The organism is Bacillus sp. FJAT-45066, from assembly GCF_002335755.1.
GTDB lineage: Bacteria > Bacillota > Bacilli > Bacillales > Bacillaceae_I > Bacillus_CD > Bacillus_CD alkalisoli.
This window is the reverse complement of sequence record NZ_NISQ01000001.1, coordinates 1,618,851-1,636,176: the sequence shown is the minus strand read 5'-3', so window position 1 is coordinate 1,636,176 and position 17,326 is coordinate 1,618,851. Positions and strand designations below refer to the sequence as shown.

Sequence of the window (17,326 nt, the reverse complement as noted above, 5' to 3'; positions counted from 1 at the left end):
CGCGCTTATCTTACATTTCTATACTTTTGTTATTATTTGCTTTCGTTCGATTCGACTTATTTCTAGATACAAGCATTAATAAATAACTTAGAACTCCAAATAAAAGAGAAATAATTAATGCATGTAATAAAGAAACAAAAAGATTTAACTTAGTGAAAATAATGATAGCTCCGCTTATTACTTGAAGAGAAACAAGAACCAAAGATATAATCCATCCCCACTTTATAACACTTTGGTGAGAATATTGTTTTATTGCAAGTACTGCAACATACAAAATCCAAATAAATATTAATCCTGCTGCGGCTCTGTGCCCCATTTGTATCCATTCATGCATTTGTGTAGGGATTCCAAGTCCGTTTCTTGTACACAGTGGCCAAGATGGACAAGCAAGACTTGCACCAACGTGACGCACTAATGCACCAGAATAGACGACGATATAACTATACGTAATGATACCAATGATATGAAAAGTCATTCTGCGATCAACAATGATAGACTCAGCGTTAAACTTTTTATCGGCTTCAAAAATCAAAAGCGTTAATAGAAAGACAGAAGCATAGGATACTAATGATATCCCGAAATGAAGAGCGAGAACAAATGATGACTGGCCCCACATAACTGCAGCTGCCCCAATTAAAGCTTGAATAATTAAGAAAATAAACGATAAAATGGCAAGAAACTTTGTTTCTCTTTTTTCTCCGATTGCTCTCCATGACCAAACCGCTAAGACTAATACCATTATAGCAGCCAAACCAGAAACAACACGGTGACTCAATTCAATCACTAATGCTAAATCTATTTCACTTGGTATTAGTTCACCGTGGCATAATGGCCAGGAATCTCCACAACCAGCTCCTGAATCTGTTTTTGTTACTAATGCTCCCCCGATTAAAACAAATAGCATGACAATTGACGTACAAACGGCGAACCATTTCAATTTACGATGCAATAGTTTCACCTCTTAAAAGTAATTTAAATCCTTTATACTAAAATAGCTGAAAAAATGTTAAAATAATAAACGTCCAACACAATACTACACAAAAACCTAATTAATGACAACATAATAAGTTGCGGCTTTATTATTATAATAAAAAAGGTTGATTGTTTGGAAGGAGTTTGCTAGAAATATATAAGGGACTTGTTGGTAATACTGTAAATTTATTATCCATCTTTACATATACGTGACTGTTAACTATTATACATCGAGTAGGCTTTTTCGAAACGGTTTTTACACTACGTGACACAAATTAGTCATATTTTCTACAAATAATTTTCACAAACTAAAACGTAAATATGATTTAATATACAGAGAGTAGGAAATAAAAACACTCTGCCTGATTTTCTAACAATTATTTGTAGTAAAGTAGTGGAAACGAATACAATTTAAAGAGATTAAGGCTCTTCGTGATATACTATTAAACAGGTGCACACCTTATATTCGCTACTATTAGAATTTAAGTAGTGAAGGTTAGGTTAAAGGAGGAATATAAATGGCTAATTTGAGGACAATGGAACATGCGGCAGATCAAATGACAGATGACCGTCCTCAAGATGAATTGCTAACAACTTCTGCTTGGAAAGATTTCTTAGCATTAATAAAGATTGGAATTGTTAATTCAAATTTCATTACTACATTTACTGGTCTTTGGCTAGCACTTCACTTTACGAATAAAGGTTTTTTAGACAATATACCTTTAATGTTATTAACAATGATTGGTTCATCATTAGTTGTGGCTGGTTCTTGTAGTTTAAATAACTACATTGATCGTGACATAGATCATTTAATGGAAAGAACGAAGAACCGACCTACTGTTACAGGTAGAATGAAGGTTAATAGGGCGTTATATTTAGGATTAATACTAACTGTAGTAGGTACAATCCTCTTAGCAATGACAACTATTACTGCAGCTGTAATCGGCCTTATTGGAGCTTTTACTTATGTTGTTTTATATAGCATGTGGTCTAAAAGAAAAAATACGTTAAATACAGTTATCGGTAGTGTGTCAGGTGCTGTTCCACCATTAATTGGTTGGGCTGCAGTGGACCCAAGTTTATCACTTGTAGCATGGATTTTATTCTTAATATTATTTGTTTGGCAAATCCCACACTTCTTAGCAATTGCTATTAGAAGGTGTGAAGAATATAGAAACGCAGGTATACCAATGTTACCTGTTGTTCATGGGTTTGAAGTTACTAGAAGGCAGATGGTAGTTTGGGTTTTATGTTTACTTCCTTTACCATTCTACTTATTTGATTTAGGGACTGTATTTCTAGTATTAGCTACACTCTTAAATGTTGGATGGGTAGCGCTAAGCTTCGCAGGTTTTAAAATGAAAGATAATAGAAAATGGGCAACATTAATGTTTGTTTATTCCTTAAACTATTTAACGATACTCTATGTATCCATGATAGTTGTAACAATCTTTTAATTTTTAAAATACCTTTTTACATTTTAACGATGGAATACTACAATGATATAAGTAGTAGTTCTATCATTTATTTATTTTGTGATTAGATTCTTTCTCATGAGATTAAGAAGGAATTTATCAATACATTACTACTTCACTCACTATACAAGAAAGAGGGGTTTGATTAGGCTATGAAGAAATGGTTACCAAATTGGCGTATATTTACACTGTTCAGTGTGTTAGCGCTATTTTTAGCAGGCTGTGGTGAACCATATTTATCTGCACTTAAGCCAGTTGGTGAAGTAGCAGATATGCAACTGTCACTAATTGTACTAAGTACAGTAATTATGACGTTGGTTGTTATAGTGGTTACAATCATCTTCATTTACGTTGTTGTGAAATTCCGTCAACGTGAAGGCGATGAAGAATTTATTCCTAAACAAGTAGAAGGAAGCCACAAATTAGAGATTATTTGGACTGTTATCCCTATTTTACTATTATTAATTTTGACAGTTCCAACAGTTTCCTACACCTTTAAATTAGCGGATGTAACACCAATGGAAGATGAAGAGCAAGATGCGTTAGTAGTTAACGTTACAGCTCATTTATACTGGTGGGAATTTGAATATCCAGACTATGGTGTAGTAACTGCTCAAGACTTAGTAGTACCAACAGATGAAAGAGTTTACTTCAACTTGAAAGCAAATGATGTTAAACACTCATTCTGGATTCCAGCAGCTGGTGGAAAAATGGACACAAACACAGATAACGTGAACCAAATGTGGTTATCATTTGACTCTGAACGTTCTGCTAATGCAGGAAACTTATTATATGGTAAGTGTGCAGAGCTTTGTGGACCATCACACGCATTAATGGACTTTAAAGTTCAAACAATGTCACGTACTGAGTTTGATCAATGGATTGAAAGAATGCAAAACGTTGAACACACAGCTACAACTGAATTAGCACAAGCTGGTGAAGAAATTTATGCACAAAGCTGTATAGGATGTCATGCAATTTCTGGTACTCAAGGTAGTATCGGACCTAACTTAGCTAACTTTGGAGAACGTTCTCGTATTGCAGGTGTGCTTGATCACACAGAAGAAGACTTATATAACTGGTTAGATGATCCAGAAACATATAAGCCTGCAAACAAAATGACGGATAAGTATCCAAAGTTAAATCCAAATGAATTAGACGCTCTTGTTGAGTATTTAATGGGATTAAAAACAGAATAGAATTACGGTAAAAAGGAGGTTACATTGTGAGTACGGTAGCTCAGAAAAAAGGTTTTGGCGCAACTGTATGGGATTACTTAACAACAGTAGACCATAAGAAGATTGCGATTATGTACTTAATTGCCGGTGGCTTCTTTTTCATCGTCGGTGGTTTGGAAGCGATGTTTATTCGTATTCAGTTAGCTAAACCTAACGGCGACTTCTTAAGTGCAGGTCTTTATAATGAAATATTAACAATGCACGGAACAACAATGATTTTCTTAGCGGCGATGCCACTATTATTTGCATTTATGAATGCAGTTGTACCTTTACAAATTGGTGCTCGTGACGTAGCATTCCCGTTCATTAATGCATTAGGTTTTTGGTTATTCTTATTTGGCGGGATTTTCTTAAACTTAAGTTGGTTTTTAGGCGGCGCACCTGATGCAGGTTGGACTTCTTATGCATCCTTATCCTTAGCATCAGAAACACATGGTATTGACTTTTACGCCCTCGGGCTTCAGATTTCCGGTATCGGTACATTAATTGGGGGTATTAACTTCCTTGTAACAATCATTAACATGCGTGCACCTGGTATGACTTACATGAGAATGCCTTTATTCACATGGTCAACATTTGTTGCATCTGCATTAATCTTATTTGCTTTCCCTCCATTAACAGTTGGATTAGCTTTACTAATGTTTGACCGTTTATTCGGTTCAGCATTCTTCGACCCAGCTCTTGGTGGAAACACAATTATTTGGGAACACTTATTCTGGATCTTCGGACACCCAGAAGTATACATTCTAATATTACCAGCATTTGGTGTTTTTTCAGAAGTATTCGCTACATTCTCTAAGAAACGTCTATTCGGATATTCTTCTATGGTATTCGCAACAGTATTAATCGGTTTCTTAGGATTCATGGTTTGGGCTCACCACATGTTTACAACTGGTCTTGGGCCAATCGCGAACTCCATTTTCGCAGTTGCAACAATGGCAATCGCGGTACCAACTGGTATTAAAATCTTTAACTGGTTATTTACAATGTGGGGCGGTCAGATTAAGATGACTGCAGCAATGTTATGGTCTGTAGCATTCATTCCAACATTTGTTATGGGTGGAGTTACAGGGATTATGTTAGCGGCAGCAGCGGCTGACTATCAATATCATGATACTTACTTTGTAGTAGCTCACTTCCACTACGTAATCGTAGGTGGGGTAGTATTTGGTCTATTTGCTGGTGCTCATTACTGGTGGCCGAAAATATTTGGTAAGATTTTAGATGAAACATTAGGAAAAATCACGTTTTGGTTATTCTTTATTGGATTCCATTTAACATTCTTAATCCAACATTTCTTAGGGTTAATGGGTATGCCACGTCGTATTTACACGTTCTTACCTGGACAAGGGTTAGATTTAGGTAACTTAATTAGTTCAGTTGGAGCATTCTTCATGGCTATTGCAACAATTGTATTACTTTGGAACATAATTAAAACAGCTATGAGCAAACAAAAAGTACTTGGCGATGCATGGGGTACTGGACGTACACTTGAGTGGGCAACAGCTTCACCGCCAGTAGAGTACAATTTTAAACAAACTCCACTTGTACGTGGGTTAGATCCATTATGGATTGAAAAAATGGATGGTAAAAAAGGTATGACTCCAGCTGAGCCAGTAGGGGATATTCATATGCCTAACGGTTCTATATTACCGTTTATTATTTCATTTGGGTTATTTATTTCAGCATTCGGTATTCTTTACAAAAATGACTATGGTTGGGGTATCCCAGTAATGATATTAGGACTTGTTGTTACATTCGGTGCAATGTTCTTCCGTTCTATTATTGAAGATCATGGTTACCATATTCATAAAGAAGACATTATGGATGATGACGATAAGGGGGTTAATCTATAATGCATGCAGAAGAAAAATTAACTGCTGAAACTTTTCCAGCTTCGCCTGAGAAAGCAACCCTCGAAGGAAAAAATAAGTTCCTAGGATTTTGGCTCTTCCTTGGAGGAGAAACTGTACTATTCGCATCATTATTTGCAACATATTTAGCACTTAAGGATTCAGTTGCTGGTACTAAGACTGGAGCGGAAATTTTCGACCTTGGACTAGTTTTCATAGCAACTATGATTCTTTTAACAAGTTCTTTAACAAGTGTATACGCTATGTACCATATGAAAAACTTCAACTTCGAAAAAATGAAGTTATGGATGTGGATCACTTGGTTCCTAGGATTATCTTTCTTAATCTTAGAAATTTACGAGTTTATGCACTATATAAATTATGGACACACTTTCACAAGTAGTGCATTCGGTTCAGCATTCTATACGCTTGTTGGAACACACGGAGCTCACGTTCTATTTGGTTTATTATGGATTGGTACTTTATTAATCCGTTACTCTAAGACTGGTCTTAACCTTTACAATGCACCGAAGTTCTATTTAGCTTCTTTATACTGGCACTTCATTGACGTTGTATGGTTATTTATCTTTACAGTCGTATATCTAATGGGAATGGTGGGATAATCTGATGGCGAATCAAACATCAAATTCAGGTAACCCGAAGGTAGATTTAGCTTATCGTCGTAAAAAGAGCGCAGAAGAAATGAAATACCAAGTAGTTTCTTTTGTACTAATGATCTTTTTAACAGTACTTGCCTTCGTTGCAGTAGGCACGGATATGTCTTCATACTTTGTAGTACCATTTATCATTTTACTTGCGGTAGTACAATGTATTTTCCAACTATATTACTTTATGCACATGAACCATAAAGGACATGAAGTACCTGCTTTATTCTTATATTCAGGTTTATTAGTTGGTTTAGTCACAGTATTAGCATTTGTAACAATTGTCTGGTGGTAATAAATCTAAACGCGATGGTCAATTTCTGTTGGCCGTCGCGTTTTTTTGTGCTAATCTATGTCGAATTTATGACAAATTTCGATAGGTACAAATAGGAAGTGATTGCTTCATTGAATAGGCTGTACACCGTGTAGTATAATGATTTTATGTTCCTAAAGTAGGATTAAGAGGTGATAGCATGTATAGCAACATAGAAATCTTTGGATTTCGAGCTTTATGGAGTCCATTGTTCTTCCTTTCCATATTAATTATCTCTGCTCTCTATATTTATTTTACTGGTAGGGGCAGGCATAAGATTAAAGACTCAGAACCTGTATCAACAAAGCAAAAAACTTTCTTTATTATCACTATGGTTTTATTATACTTAGTTAAAGGAAGCCCATTAGATTTATTAGGACACTTAATGTTAAGTGCACATATGACACAGATGGCTTTTTTATATTTAGTTATACCTCCACTATTAATATTAGGTATACCTAATTGGATGATTCGTAAGGTTGTATATGCACCTTTCTTAAAAGGCATTATTGGATTCTTAACGAAACCATTAATTGCTCTTATAACATTTAATGCCTTATTCTCGCTTTACCATATTCCAGTTGTATTTGACATTATTAAACAGGATATGATGATGCATTCTATATTCACAACTATTTTGTTTTTAGCGTCTATGATGATGTGGTTCCCTTTAATTGATCCACTTCCAGAACAAAAAGGTATGTCTGGAATAAAGAAACTTGGTTATATAATGGCTGATGGAGTATTACTAACCCCTGCATGTGCGCTTATCATCTTTGCAGAAACACCATTGTACTCAACGTATTCGGATATGACTGCATGGTTAAATGCACTTGCCTTATGTGTGCCAGCTGGTACGTTGGCAGGCTTAGATTTAGGTGGCCCAGAGATGTTTAGTATGATGCCGCTGTTGGAGGATCAACAACTCGGTGGAATTATTATGAAGATTATACAAGAGGTAATGTACGGAAGTATACTCGCTTTTGTTTTCTTTAAATGGGCTAGAAGAGAAAGAGAAAAAGATGAAGTAGATATTAACGATTTAATGCAGCCGAGAGTTGTTAAATAAGGCACCAACTAAATGGTGCTTTTTTTCTATGAATCAACAATTTTATGAACAAATCATAAAAACCATTGAATTATATCGCTACGTTGCCTACAATATTAATGTACTAAAATGTGATAAAGTTAATTGATTTTATGATTGAATTAATTTCATAATTACGGTTCGTATAATGAAAAACGAATGTTTTACTATAATACGAAATAATTTAGTCCATTTTAAAGTTTCTTTTTAAAAAAATATGCTGTAATTATTCGTTTTTCGTATAGTAGTAATACATTTGAAACGTACTTAAATACAAGAAAGGAGATTCATCTCTTGGATACTTACTCAATTCCAGTTTTACCAACTATCAGTACCTTTTTTATCGTATTAAGTGCTATTTTTGTTGCAATAGGTTGGTACTTAATTGCAAAGAGAAAAATTGAAGCTCATAAAAAGACAATGTACTTAGCTGCTATTTTTGCAATTATTTTCTTTATTATCTATTTATCTAGAACTGTCTTTATTGGAAACACAAGTTTTGGTGGACCAGACGATATAAAGACTTACTACACAATATTTTTACTCTTCCATATTGTATTAGCAACTGTTGGAGCGGTACTAGGTCTCACTACGTTATGGACAGGTTATAAAAATAAGTTAGAGCGTCATCGGAAACTTGGACCTATAACATCATTAGTTTGGTTTACTACAGCTATTACAGGTGTGGCTGTGTTTCTTTTACTATATGTTATTTATCAAGGCGGAGAGACAACTTCTGTTTTTAGAGCAATTTTAGGTTATTAAAATGAAAAACGTGTTAAGGAATTGACCTTAACACGTTTTTTTATATTTTGAAATTTGTTTTAATGATGCCTGCTTCTCTTGCAGAGTTAAATGCGATTAAGATCAGTGGGCCTACGATGAACCCAAGGATACCTAATAACTTTAAACCGATGTACATGGCAATCAGTGTGGCAAGTGGAGATAAGCCTATGTGAGAACCCATTACTTTAGGTTCAACAGTTCTTCTAATAATTAATAGGACCACAGCAAGGACGGCTAATTGTGTACCTAGACCAATATCTCCTGTAATTAGATGGAATAAAGCCCATGGCCCTAAAATAACGATCGAACCAATTATTGGAATAAAGTCTATAATCCAAATAACAAAAGCCATAATTAATGCCACTTCTGGAGCGATGAATAACAATCCAATAAACGTAACAACAAATATAATAATACTTACTAAAAATTGTGCTTTGAAAAACCCAAATACAACATACGAAAGTCTTGAACTCATAAACTTCACTTTATCAGCTGTAGATTCTTTTAGGTGGGAATAAAATCCTTCTTTTAATTTAGGCATATCAATTAAAAACAAAAATAATGCAATTAAGTAGACAATAAAGCTAACTAAATAATTAGGTATATTCGTAAAAATGTGTTTTATGTTTTGGATGTTTACCAAGTCGGTTAAGTATATGCGTAAATCATATAGGAATTTGTCTATTTGATCACTAATTTCAATAACAACCTCAGGTGGTAAATCTTCATATTGTTTATGTAAATCTGTTTCGAAGTCACGCCAAACTCTATTTACTTCGTTTATATAAGATGGTGCATTTTCCACTAAACTAATTACTTGAGTAATAACTTTAGTAGTTATAAAATATCCACCTACACCTATAGAAACAAGGAATAGTAAAAATACAATCAAAACAGATAAACTTCTTTTAATATTTACCCTTGTATATAAAAGGCGAACAATTGGTTCTAAAAATAAAGCAGTAATAAAAGCAATAATAATCGGTATAGATACAGGTAAAATAAATAAACCAATCGCAACAATCGCGGCAATTATAAGGACAGTAAAGACAGTGCGTTTTGTTAAAAATGTAGCCAATAGAGTGCTCCTTTCTAAAACCATACTTCTATACTATAGATTATAGTATGCTTTTTCACTAATGAACAGTATTGTAGAAGGAAAATAGTAAAAAAGTATTTTTTCTTTTCACCATTTTGCAGGAAGTGAATATACTAACCACGATATTGAAGTTACTATTTTCTCCACTTATTGTTTTTATAGATATTTCCATAAACCATTCGTTTATCAATTAGAACACATATTTTATGAAACGAACTAATTCATTACTTCTTCGAAAGAAATCTTCTTGAAAAGGAGTTTTTAACATGAGAAATAAACAAATTGGTCAAGTCGATACCATTATTTTGGATACAATCACTTCTGTTCGTTTATCAGAAATTGACGGTATTGAAGAAATGAAAAAAAGTGGACTTCAGAAACTGTTAGACATTTTAATAAGGAAATGTAATGACAATCAAAAGTATGAAAAACATCAAAATGTAATTAGTATTTCGATATGTGTAGAAGTAATGTTTGGTGAGAATATTATTGAAAAATGTTATTACTTGCAAAGATTTTTGAAAGAAGATGTAGAATCCCTTACCGGATTTAAAGTAGAAAGTATAAACGTTTATATAAGAAAAGTATTGTATAAAAAAGAAAAAAACGCATGAAAAACATGCGTTTAAAAGGTTACTTAATTTTCTCTATCTGTTCTTTAGCTTGCGCTAACAAAGATTTAGAAGTTGAAACAATATTGTTAGGGAATGTCTCACCCTCACCATATTCTACACCGTGTGGGTAGTAGTGTTTACCTAATAGTGGAGGAAGTAGTTGAATAACCGCGTGTTTTCCACCAATATCGCCTTCTTGAGCATAACCTTGAACACGTAAATAGAAAGTGTCGTCTTTACTTTCGAATTTTCTATCGAATGTTACGCGTTCATAATCCCACTGTCCTGCAAGAACAAATCCTAAATCCTCCATAATGACAATAAGACGATCTAATTCTAAAGATTCGTTTTCAATCCCTGTATTTTCTAATCTCATGTATGTAGACTCCTTTCAAAACTATACAGTAAAATAGATGTTCCTAATTAATAATAGTACGAATGGAGACAACTTTCAATGTTTGTCTTAAACTAATCTTCAATTCTCTATTCTTTTTTAAAAAATTGTCATGATTTTATCAATTATGGTGAAACTAAACAAGAAAAGCAGAAGGCATTTGCCTTGCTTCGAGTTTGATGTTGAGAATTTATATAAAGGAAAGGAGGGGTAGGTTGAAAAGGATTCTTTCCATTATTCTTATTGCTCTGGGAGTTTGTTGTGCTCTGCCAAATACATCAAGTGCGCAAAGTACAGATACATATACAGTAAGAACAGGAGATTCTCTGTGGAAAATTGCAGTCAAATATCAGGTTGGTATATCTGAAATAATAAGTGCTAACCCTCAGTTTTCTAATCCTAATCTTATTTATCCTGGACAAAGAGTAACAATACCATTAATTGATGAAGTAAAAGCGGTTGAACGAGAAGTTATTAGACTTACAAATGCCGAAAGAGCAAAACATGGCTTACCTGCGTTGAAAGAAGACTGGGAGCTTTCTCGTGTAGCAAGGTATAAATCTCAAGATATGAGAGATAGTAACTATTTTGCACACAATTCACCGAATTATGGTTCACCTTTTACGATGATGAGAAACTTCGGTATTAATTACCGTACAGCAGCTGAGAATATCGCTGCTGGGCAAAGGAGTGCACAGGAGGTAGTTCAACAATGGATGAACTCTCCAGGCCATAGAGCAAACATATTGAAAAATGACGTCACTCATATTGGTGTCGGGTATGTAGAAGGCGGTTCCTATCGAACATATTGGACACAAATGTTTATTTCAAAATAAGAAGGTGGAATAATGCGTTCTGTAAGAGAAGTAATGTCAACTAATGTGGATGTTTGTACACCACTAGATAATGTTTTTGAAGTAGCTACAAAAATGAAAGATTTAAATGTTGGGGCAATTCCAATTGTAGAAAACAACCAAATAATTGGAATGATTACAGACCGAGACTTAGTTGTAAGAGGAATAGCAGAAAAGCATCCTGGCTCTAATCCAGTAACTAACGTTATGAGTGAAAACTTAGTTACTATTTCTGCTGATGCTTCTTTAGATGAAGCTAGTAACTTAATGGCAGAGCACCAAATTAGAAGATTACCGGTTGTGGAAAATGGCCAATTAGTAGGAATTGTTTCATTAGGGGACTTAGCTACAAATCAATATTCAGACGATAGTGCTGGAGATGCTTTAAGTGAAATATCTGAAAATCATTAATAAATAGAACGTTAAAGGACTGCCTTTCTTGGCAGTCTTTTTGGATTATTCTTGATAAGATAGTGAATTTTTAGGTTTGTATGGTAAAGAAGTGGGTAAAAATTATATGGAGTAATTCTTGTTAATCGAGTCCGTTTCATAATGTATGACTGCTATACGAAAAACGAATGATAGCACCGTTTTTTGTATGTATACACCTTAATAAACCAACATATTATTATGCATTACACTAAAATATTCGTTTTTCAATAAACGAACCAAATATGAAATTGATTCAATCTATTAAATTTTTGAAAAATAGAATAAAAACAAATCTAGTAAATATAGTATTTATATAGGAGGGAGCAAATTTGAGAGGGGTATTATTTTTATTAACACTATCATTTGTCGCTATCATTTTTATTCAATATCAACCGAATATAACAGATGAAAATGTCCTAACAGATACTGAGATAGTGGAGGAACTTGTAGTTGTAAAAAAAGAAATAGATACTAATGAATCCGAAGTAAAAGATACTATAGAGTTAAATGGAATAGGACTATGGATTGGTAAAAGTGTATACGAGTTAAAGGAACATTTTGGGGAACCAAACAGGATTGATTTATCAGCGTACGACTATGATTGGTATATTTATAATGAAGATTTACATAAATACGTACAGTTTGGAATACAAAATGAAGAAATTGTCACTATTTTTGTAGTAGGCGATCAAATTAATAATCAGCCATTTATTATTGGAGAACAATATGAAGCCTTAAACGTAACACTCAACTTTGAGGAACAATTGCAACTAAGTTATGAGAGTGGTTCGTATAGATTTCAACTAAGTGAAGAGGAATTACAAGTAAGACCAATAATTGAACTTGAAAACATTTATGTTCAATTATACTTTGATTCTTTTGAAGGTACATTATCAAGTGTTAGATATTTAAATGCGGAGACTTTATTAAAACAGAGACCTTATGAGCTTGTTTATCGTGGTTCACTTATTGATGCTAAATCATTATCGCCAAAAGAATGGGAGCTCGTTGAGAAAGGGGCTAATGAACAAATATTAGATTTTACAAATATTATAAGGGAACGATTTAATCTTACTACAGTTCAATGGGACGAAGAAACAGCGAAAGTTGCATATAATCACAGTAAGGATATGAGTGTTAACGAGTATTTTTCACATACTTCGCCAACTACTGGTGGGTTATCAGAACGACTTACAGAAAGCCAAATCCTGTATAGGTTAGCTGGAGAGAATATTGCAGCAAAGTATGTCGATGGATTAGCGGCGGTTGAAGGCTGGTTAAATAGTGAAGGGCATAGAAATACATTGCTAAATGAACGTTTTACACATTTAGGGGTAGGTGTTTATGAAAAGTACTACACTCAAAACTTTATTCAATCGTGGCGATAGGAAAGCATTTTTTGCTTTCCTATTACTTTTTTATATGTTCCCATCTAGAGACAATAAAAACATTTTCATGCCACAATCCTATCAACCTTAACTGGTCGCCTACTTTTAAAGTAGGTTGTTGCCAATCTGGTGTATCTGGCATTTTTATTTGGGTGGATACGATTTTATTTTGGTGTGAAAGTTTTATTTCTGTAATCTTGATAAAGTAATGGTAATAAAATCTTTCTCTTTTATTGGAAATTCCTTTTATAACCCCATCTAAGATTGATTCCTCTTTCACCTCAGAAACAGATAACCATCTCTTCTTTTGCTTTTTTATTTCTTTTACGGATATCCACCAAAAGTAGATAATTAAAATTGGAATGACTACAGCAGTAACCATAAAATCACCTTTTCAATAACTTATTAGTACTAAAAGCAAAATTACTTTTTATCAATAACAAAAAAACTACCTGTAGCATGCGCAACGATTTTGTTTGCTTCGTTTGTCATTTTACCTTCTACAACAATTAGCTTGGATCCTTGATGAATAACATTGGCGGTACAAGTAAAATCTTTTGCAACTCCAGGTCTCAAGAAGTTAACTTTTATTTCCGACGTAACAGTTGTTTTCCCTTCTGGACAAATTTTTGATGCTAGTGTGCCCATAGCGGTATCAAGAAATGTTGCACTAAATCCTCCATGTAAAATGGACAAGGAATTATCTAACAAAGTACTGTTGGTCATTGTCATTTCTAATGTTTTCTTTTCTGAACAAAAGTTTATAGTTGTAAAGTTTAATAAAGCTGAAACAAAGGTACTGTGCTTTTTATTTCTTCTCGCCTCTAGCGCTTCTAAAATTAATGAAGCTTCTTCTCGTTCCGTCTCTGATGCTGTATGTAAAAACTGTTCCCATTTAGTTTGGTAATCCATTCTTAATTTTCCCTTCTTTCCATATTCTCTTCCTTATCTTATCAATCATCATTCATTGTGAAAAGAAAATAGGCGCACTATTTTCTTTATTCGTAATAAAATAAAATAGGCAAATGTAGTGAAAGAGGTGAGAGGATGGCTACTTCAAAACAAAAACATCCAAGTATTGAGAAATTCAAAGATTTTGTAAAAAGACATCCAAAACTAAGAGATCAAGTAAAAAGCGAGCAAAAAACATGGCAGGAATTATTTGAAGAATGGTATTTATTAGGGGAAGAAGATGAAATGTGGGTAAGTTTCCGCGATAAAACAGAGCCAACAATTAGTAGCGATAGTAATAAAAGCTCTGAAGATAAAACGGATATCATCCCACAAGTATTAAGTGCTCTAAAAAAAATGGATACAAATCAAATACAATATTATTTAACAAATGCTAATCATGCAATTGGTAATATCCAACAGCTAATTCAACAGTTTATTCCAACAAACAGTAAAGGCAACTCTACTTCACAAGGACCTAGAAATCCGTTTTCATTTAGAAAGGATTAAGAATGGATGAGTGATGATGCGTAAAGAAGTATTTGATTATATTCAAAAAAAGAAAACGTTACAAAATTTTATAAGAGAACAACCAATTTGGTATCGTAAGTTAAGTAGGAATCCAGAAATTCTTCAAGATTTTGAACTAGCATCAATGTATCATTACAAACAAACAATTCCACATAAAGTACAAAAATTCCAAGATTCTGTTCAAATGGCATCAATGATGGTGCATATGTTTCACACAATGAAGAATATGGATTGATGAATTTACCCGTATTTCATTGATAATAATTGAATAGAAAAGTAACTCTCTTCCAACAATAAGGGTAGAAGTAGTAGGAAGGGAGTTTACATAGATGAATAAAAAGTGTTTATTAGCTTTATTGAGTATTCAATTAATAATGCTAACAGGGTGTAGAGATAATCCAGAACCACCAGAAGCGGAAGTTTCTGCAATGTTACCTAGTACATTTACAGATATTAACATGAAAACAACTAAAAAGGAAAAAGCAGAATTAGGAATGTCAGTGCATCACTTTATAAAAAACGAAAAAATATATGTGGAGTGTATAGTAGAACCAAATTTTGAATTTTCATCTAAAACCGGAACAAACCAAGAAGGAAAAGGTTATATAGAATTACAAGTTGATGGTAAAAAAATGGATGAGTTTACTCAAGGAGCCTTTATTATTAAAAACTTGAGCAAAGGAAAACATACTATTACTTTAAAGTTAAAAAGGTTAGATGGAACAGAGTACGGTATCTCAAATAATTTCACAGTAACTTTACCTTAAACAGTTTATATAATTCCAGGGGCGGTATTGCTACTGCCTTTTACTTTTCTCTTATACATGATATGATACGTTTTGGAGGTGTGTTTTACTATGATAGCCACTCTTGAAAGACTACAATTAGTAGAAGGTGCAGAACAATTGGCAAAAATGGTGCTTCAATCTGATATTTATGAAGACTATTTACGCTGTTTATATAATTTACGAACAAATAAAGAAGCTATGGAAATAGTCTCTAAATTTGTTGCTATAAAAGAAAAACACGAAGAGGTACAACGATTTGGCAAGTACCACCCAGACTACCGTCTAATTACAAAAGAAACTCGTGATATAAAGAGAACATTAGATTTAAATGAAACAGTAGCAACTTTTAAAGAAGCGGAAAACGCTATCCAGAAATTATTGGATGAAATTAGCGTACTACTTGGAAGAGCTGTTTCAGAGCATATTAAAGTTCCAACTGGAAATCCATTCTTTGACTCGATGTCAAGTTGTGGTGGAGGATGTGGATCAGGAGGAAGTTGTGGTTGCGGTTAAAAGTAAGGACTGACATTTTGTCAGTCTTTTTTAGTATCATTCAATGTTTATTTCTTTTTAAAATACAATCTTCACAAAAGTTTCCGCAACAAAACATTTTTTCTTGTGGTACATAAAATCTATGTCTAAAAACACAAGTACCATCTTGTTTTCTAACGAATTTTGTTCTACTAGTAATTCTTTTTTTGTACATCGCTATTTTTGCACACTTTTCAATGATCGATAAAATATCCATACAATTTACATTCGGGTTTGTTTCAACATAAAGAAAAGGTATTCCAGTAATATCTTTTCGATAACAATGAACAATGGAGTTTTCATGTTCATGTTTTAACTCTCTTAAAAATATAGCCCACACTTCATGTAATGCCATAAGAGTTCTCCTTTATCGCTTAATTCTATTAGATTTACTTGCAGATTTTATGGAACATGCTAAAATTAAAATAATTGAATTAATTTTAAAATTTCGGTTCGTCTATCGAAAAACGATTTTTCTTTATGATACCGTATTAAGTGTTACATTAAAAATGTCACTATTATTAAATAGGGTATAATCATTCGTTTTTCGTTTAGTTGTCATGCATGATGAAGCGGACTCAACTAGTAACTTTTTCTATTCAAAGGGGATAAACTTATGTTGACTGGAAGACAAGGTGTCTTCGTTTGGTTGTATACATTAAAACAAGCGAAACAACTTAGAAGATATGGTAATGTTTTATATATATCAAAAAAATTAAAGTACGTTCATTTATATTGTAATATGGATGAAGCAGAGGGAATAGTAGAAAAACTACAAAAACTATCATTTGTAAAACGCGTGGATGTATCATATCGCCCTTTTCTTAAAACAGAATTCGAAAACTCACGTCCAGATAAAGCGAAAGAGTATGATTATAAAATGGGATTGTAAAAAGCAAAGCAGTCGATGTTAGAATCGATTACTTTGCTTTTTTGTTTTTATTGTAATGGTGGAATGAATCTGTTCATTCTTAATATTCCAATTAAGTATTGGAAAAATAGTGCTTTCTCTGCGAAGAAATTAGATGGTTTTACGTCAAATTCAATAATGTGTTTCCCTAATTCTTCTCCTAAGCTTGCGAAAAGTTCATGACGTTTATTCGGTAGATGATTAGGGTTAGGTATACCTTCTAAACAAATGTACATTGCTTGAAAGTCACCTGGTTTTGTAGGTTTCATAATGACGGAAAAAGAAGTAACTTCCTTTCCGTCTTTTTTTGTATGTAACATAAATAAATGTTCAACACGATTTTTATTATGACGAGCTAATTCAAACAGTTCGTATATGTCAGAATAACCTTCACCTAATTCAATAAAACGTTGGATCATAAATATCACCTCTAAAAAAATTTACC

Annotated in this window: 23 protein-coding genes; 16 read left to right on the top strand and 7 right to left on the bottom strand. The window is 33.3% G+C overall.

All coding sequences use genetic code 11. From position 1 onward, the window contains the following. Positions 1 to 10: 10 nt before the first annotated feature. Positions 11 to 949 carry a COX15/CtaA family protein gene (locus tag CDZ92_RS08285; RefSeq protein ID WP_141395208.1) on the bottom strand — a complete coding sequence of 313 codons (939 nt, stop codon included), beginning with the start codon at positions 947 to 949 and terminating at the stop codon, positions 11 to 13. A gap of 541 nt (positions 950 to 1,490) precedes the next feature. On the opposite strand from CDZ92_RS08285, the gene cyoE reads away from it, so the two are divergent. From cyoE to CDZ92_RS08250, 7 genes are all read left to right on the top strand, one after another. Further along, positions 1,491 to 2,429: a heme o synthase gene (gene cyoE, locus CDZ92_RS08280; RefSeq protein WP_096154773.1), complete on the top strand. Its 939-nt coding sequence runs from the start codon at positions 1,491 to 1,493 to the stop codon at positions 2,427 to 2,429. A gap of 170 nt (positions 2,430 to 2,599) precedes the next feature. Further along, positions 2,600 to 3,646 carry a cytochrome c oxidase subunit II gene (gene coxB, locus CDZ92_RS08275; RefSeq protein WP_096154772.1) on the top strand — a complete coding sequence of 349 codons (1,047 nt, stop codon included), beginning with the start codon at positions 2,600 to 2,602 and terminating at the stop codon, positions 3,644 to 3,646. Positions 3,647 to 3,669: 23 nt separating this feature from the next. Continuing rightward, positions 3,670 to 5,541: a cytochrome c oxidase subunit I gene (gene ctaD / locus CDZ92_RS08270; RefSeq protein ID WP_176483840.1), complete on the top strand. Its 1,872-nt coding sequence runs from the start codon at positions 3,670 to 3,672 to the stop codon at positions 5,539 to 5,541. Beyond that, positions 5,541 to 6,161, top strand: coding sequence for a cytochrome (ubi)quinol oxidase subunit III (locus CDZ92_RS08265; RefSeq protein ID WP_096154770.1), 621 nt, complete (start codon positions 5,541 to 5,543; stop codon positions 6,159 to 6,161). The genes ctaD and CDZ92_RS08265 overlap by 1 nt, the downstream gene beginning before the upstream one ends. A 4-nt stretch (positions 6,162 to 6,165) precedes the next feature. Next, positions 6,166 to 6,498: a cytochrome c oxidase subunit IVB gene (gene ctaF / locus CDZ92_RS08260; RefSeq protein WP_096154769.1), complete on the top strand. Its 333-nt coding sequence runs from the start codon at positions 6,166 to 6,168 to the stop codon at positions 6,496 to 6,498. Positions 6,499 to 6,676: 178 nt separating this feature from the next. Continuing rightward, positions 6,677 to 7,585 carry a cytochrome c oxidase assembly factor CtaG gene (gene ctaG / locus CDZ92_RS08255; protein ID WP_096154768.1) on the top strand — a complete coding sequence of 303 codons (909 nt, stop codon included), beginning with the start codon at positions 6,677 to 6,679 and terminating at the stop codon, positions 7,583 to 7,585. A gap of 312 nt (positions 7,586 to 7,897) precedes the next feature. Then, positions 7,898 to 8,368, top strand: a complete 471-nt coding sequence (locus CDZ92_RS08250) for a DUF420 domain-containing protein (protein ID WP_096154767.1) — start codon at positions 7,898 to 7,900, stop codon at positions 8,366 to 8,368. Between the two features lie 40 nt (positions 8,369 to 8,408). On the opposite strand, the gene ytvI is transcribed toward CDZ92_RS08250, so the two are convergent. Further along, positions 8,409 to 9,467 carry a sporulation integral membrane protein YtvI gene (gene ytvI / locus CDZ92_RS08245; RefSeq protein ID WP_096154766.1) on the bottom strand — a complete coding sequence of 353 codons (1,059 nt, stop codon included), beginning with the start codon at positions 9,465 to 9,467 and terminating at the stop codon, positions 8,409 to 8,411. A gap of 287 nt (positions 9,468 to 9,754) precedes the next feature. On the opposite strand from ytvI, the gene CDZ92_RS08240 reads away from it, so the two are divergent. Then, a complete protein-coding gene (locus CDZ92_RS08240) occupies positions 9,755 to 10,102 on the top strand; it encodes an Asp23/Gls24 family envelope stress response protein (RefSeq protein ID WP_096154765.1) in 348 nt (115 codons plus the stop codon). Positions 10,103 to 10,121: 19 nt separating this feature from the next. On the opposite strand, the gene CDZ92_RS08235 is transcribed toward CDZ92_RS08240, so the two are convergent. After that, entirely contained in the window at positions 10,122 to 10,478 is a 357-nt protein-coding gene (locus CDZ92_RS08235; RefSeq protein ID WP_096154764.1) for a YugN family protein, read from the bottom strand. 233 nt (positions 10,479 to 10,711) lie between these two features. Here CDZ92_RS08235 and safA point away from each other — a divergent pair, with 233 nt between their 5' ends. From safA to CDZ92_RS08220, 3 genes are all read left to right on the top strand, one after another. Beyond that, on the top strand, positions 10,712 to 11,332 hold the full coding sequence (safA, locus tag CDZ92_RS08230; RefSeq protein WP_100333754.1) for a SafA/ExsA family spore coat assembly protein: 621 nt from the start codon (positions 10,712 to 10,714) through the stop codon (positions 11,330 to 11,332). 12 nt (positions 11,333 to 11,344) lie between these two features. Further along, positions 11,345 to 11,761: a CBS domain-containing protein gene (locus CDZ92_RS08225; RefSeq protein ID WP_096154762.1), complete on the top strand. Its 417-nt coding sequence runs from the start codon at positions 11,345 to 11,347 to the stop codon at positions 11,759 to 11,761. A gap of 350 nt (positions 11,762 to 12,111) precedes the next feature. Beyond that, complete coding sequence (locus CDZ92_RS08220; RefSeq protein WP_096154761.1) at positions 12,112 to 13,170, top strand: CAP domain-containing protein; 1,059 nt, start codon at positions 12,112 to 12,114, stop codon at positions 13,168 to 13,170. Positions 13,171 to 13,192: 22 nt separating this feature from the next. On the opposite strand, the gene CDZ92_RS08215 is transcribed toward CDZ92_RS08220, so the two are convergent. Next, positions 13,193 to 13,552, bottom strand: a complete 360-nt coding sequence (locus CDZ92_RS08215) for a hypothetical protein (RefSeq protein ID WP_096154760.1) — start codon at positions 13,550 to 13,552, stop codon at positions 13,193 to 13,195. A 41-nt stretch (positions 13,553 to 13,593) separates the two neighbouring features. Beyond that, positions 13,594 to 14,082, bottom strand: coding sequence for a PaaI family thioesterase (locus tag CDZ92_RS08210; protein WP_096154759.1), 489 nt, complete (start codon positions 14,080 to 14,082; stop codon positions 13,594 to 13,596). 135 nt (positions 14,083 to 14,217) lie between these two features. On the opposite strand from CDZ92_RS08210, the gene CDZ92_RS08205 reads away from it, so the two are divergent. From CDZ92_RS08205 to CDZ92_RS08190, 4 genes are all read left to right on the top strand, one after another. Then, entirely contained in the window at positions 14,218 to 14,631 is a 414-nt protein-coding gene (locus tag CDZ92_RS08205) for a YlbD family protein (RefSeq protein ID WP_096154758.1), read from the top strand. Between the two features lie 16 nt (positions 14,632 to 14,647). Then, the gene (locus CDZ92_RS08200) at positions 14,648 to 14,887 is read left to right on the top strand and encodes a YlbE-like family protein (RefSeq protein ID WP_096154757.1); all 240 of its coding nucleotides are present in this window, start codon (positions 14,648 to 14,650) and stop codon (positions 14,885 to 14,887) included. Positions 14,888 to 14,981: 94 nt separating this feature from the next. After that, entirely contained in the window at positions 14,982 to 15,419 is a 438-nt protein-coding gene (locus tag CDZ92_RS08195; RefSeq protein ID WP_096154756.1) for a hypothetical protein, read from the top strand. Between the two features lie 90 nt (positions 15,420 to 15,509). Next, positions 15,510 to 15,953, top strand: coding sequence for a YlbF family regulator (locus CDZ92_RS08190; RefSeq protein WP_096154755.1), 444 nt, complete (start codon positions 15,510 to 15,512; stop codon positions 15,951 to 15,953). A 40-nt stretch (positions 15,954 to 15,993) separates the two neighbouring features. Here the strand turns inward: CDZ92_RS08190 and CDZ92_RS08185 are convergent, their stop codons facing one another. After that, positions 15,994 to 16,326, bottom strand: a complete 333-nt coding sequence (locus CDZ92_RS08185; RefSeq protein WP_096154754.1) for a hypothetical protein — start codon at positions 16,324 to 16,326, stop codon at positions 15,994 to 15,996. 261 nt (positions 16,327 to 16,587) lie between these two features. On the opposite strand from CDZ92_RS08185, the gene CDZ92_RS08180 reads away from it, so the two are divergent. Next, positions 16,588 to 16,863 (top strand): YlbG family protein, encoded by a 276-nt coding sequence (locus CDZ92_RS08180; RefSeq protein ID WP_096154753.1) that lies wholly within the window; start codon positions 16,588 to 16,590, stop codon positions 16,861 to 16,863. 47 nt (positions 16,864 to 16,910) lie between these two features. Here the strand turns inward: CDZ92_RS08180 and CDZ92_RS08175 are convergent, their stop codons facing one another. After that, positions 16,911 to 17,300, bottom strand: coding sequence for a DUF7147 family protein (locus CDZ92_RS08175; RefSeq protein WP_096154752.1), 390 nt, complete (start codon positions 17,298 to 17,300; stop codon positions 16,911 to 16,913). Positions 17,301 to 17,326 lie beyond the last annotated feature (26 nt).

Excerpts from the sequence above, each read along its gene's own strand:
- ctaG (WP_096154768.1), top strand. The coding sequence starts at position 6,677 with ATGTATAGCAACATAGAAATCTTTGGATTTCGAGCTTTATGGAGTCCA.
- coxB (WP_096154772.1), top strand. The coding sequence starts at position 2,600 with ATGAAGAAATGGTTACCAAATTGGCGTATATTTACACTGTTCAGTGTG.
- CDZ92_RS08175 (WP_096154752.1), bottom strand. The coding sequence starts at position 17,300 with ATGATCCAACGTTTTATTGAATTAGGTGAAGGTTATTCTGACATATAC.
- CDZ92_RS08195 (WP_096154756.1), top strand. The coding sequence starts at position 14,982 with ATGAATAAAAAGTGTTTATTAGCTTTATTGAGTATTCAATTAATAATG.
- CDZ92_RS08210 (WP_096154759.1), bottom strand. The coding sequence starts at position 14,082 with ATGGATTACCAAACTAAATGGGAACAGTTTTTACATACAGCATCAGAG.
- CDZ92_RS08185 (WP_096154754.1), bottom strand. The coding sequence starts at position 16,326 with ATGGCATTACATGAAGTGTGGGCTATATTTTTAAGAGAGTTAAAACAT.
- CDZ92_RS08240 (WP_096154765.1), top strand. The coding sequence starts at position 9,755 with ATGAGAAATAAACAAATTGGTCAAGTCGATACCATTATTTTGGATACA.
- CDZ92_RS08235 (WP_096154764.1), bottom strand. The coding sequence starts at position 10,478 with ATGAGATTAGAAAATACAGGGATTGAAAACGAATCTTTAGAATTAGAT.
- CDZ92_RS08205 (WP_096154758.1), top strand. The coding sequence starts at position 14,218 with ATGGCTACTTCAAAACAAAAACATCCAAGTATTGAGAAATTCAAAGAT.
- CDZ92_RS08265 (WP_096154770.1), top strand. The coding sequence starts at position 5,541 with ATGCATGCAGAAGAAAAATTAACTGCTGAAACTTTTCCAGCTTCGCCT.
- ctaF (WP_096154769.1), top strand. The coding sequence starts at position 6,166 with ATGGCGAATCAAACATCAAATTCAGGTAACCCGAAGGTAGATTTAGCT.
- CDZ92_RS08180 (WP_096154753.1), top strand. The coding sequence starts at position 16,588 with ATGTTGACTGGAAGACAAGGTGTCTTCGTTTGGTTGTATACATTAAAA.
- CDZ92_RS08190 (WP_096154755.1), top strand. The coding sequence starts at position 15,510 with ATGATAGCCACTCTTGAAAGACTACAATTAGTAGAAGGTGCAGAACAA.
- CDZ92_RS08215 (WP_096154760.1), bottom strand. The coding sequence starts at position 13,552 with ATGGTTACTGCTGTAGTCATTCCAATTTTAATTATCTACTTTTGGTGG.
- CDZ92_RS08200 (WP_096154757.1), top strand. The coding sequence starts at position 14,648 with ATGCGTAAAGAAGTATTTGATTATATTCAAAAAAAGAAAACGTTACAA.
- cyoE (WP_096154773.1), top strand. The coding sequence starts at position 1,491 with ATGGCTAATTTGAGGACAATGGAACATGCGGCAGATCAAATGACAGAT.
- CDZ92_RS08225 (WP_096154762.1), top strand. The coding sequence starts at position 11,345 with ATGCGTTCTGTAAGAGAAGTAATGTCAACTAATGTGGATGTTTGTACA.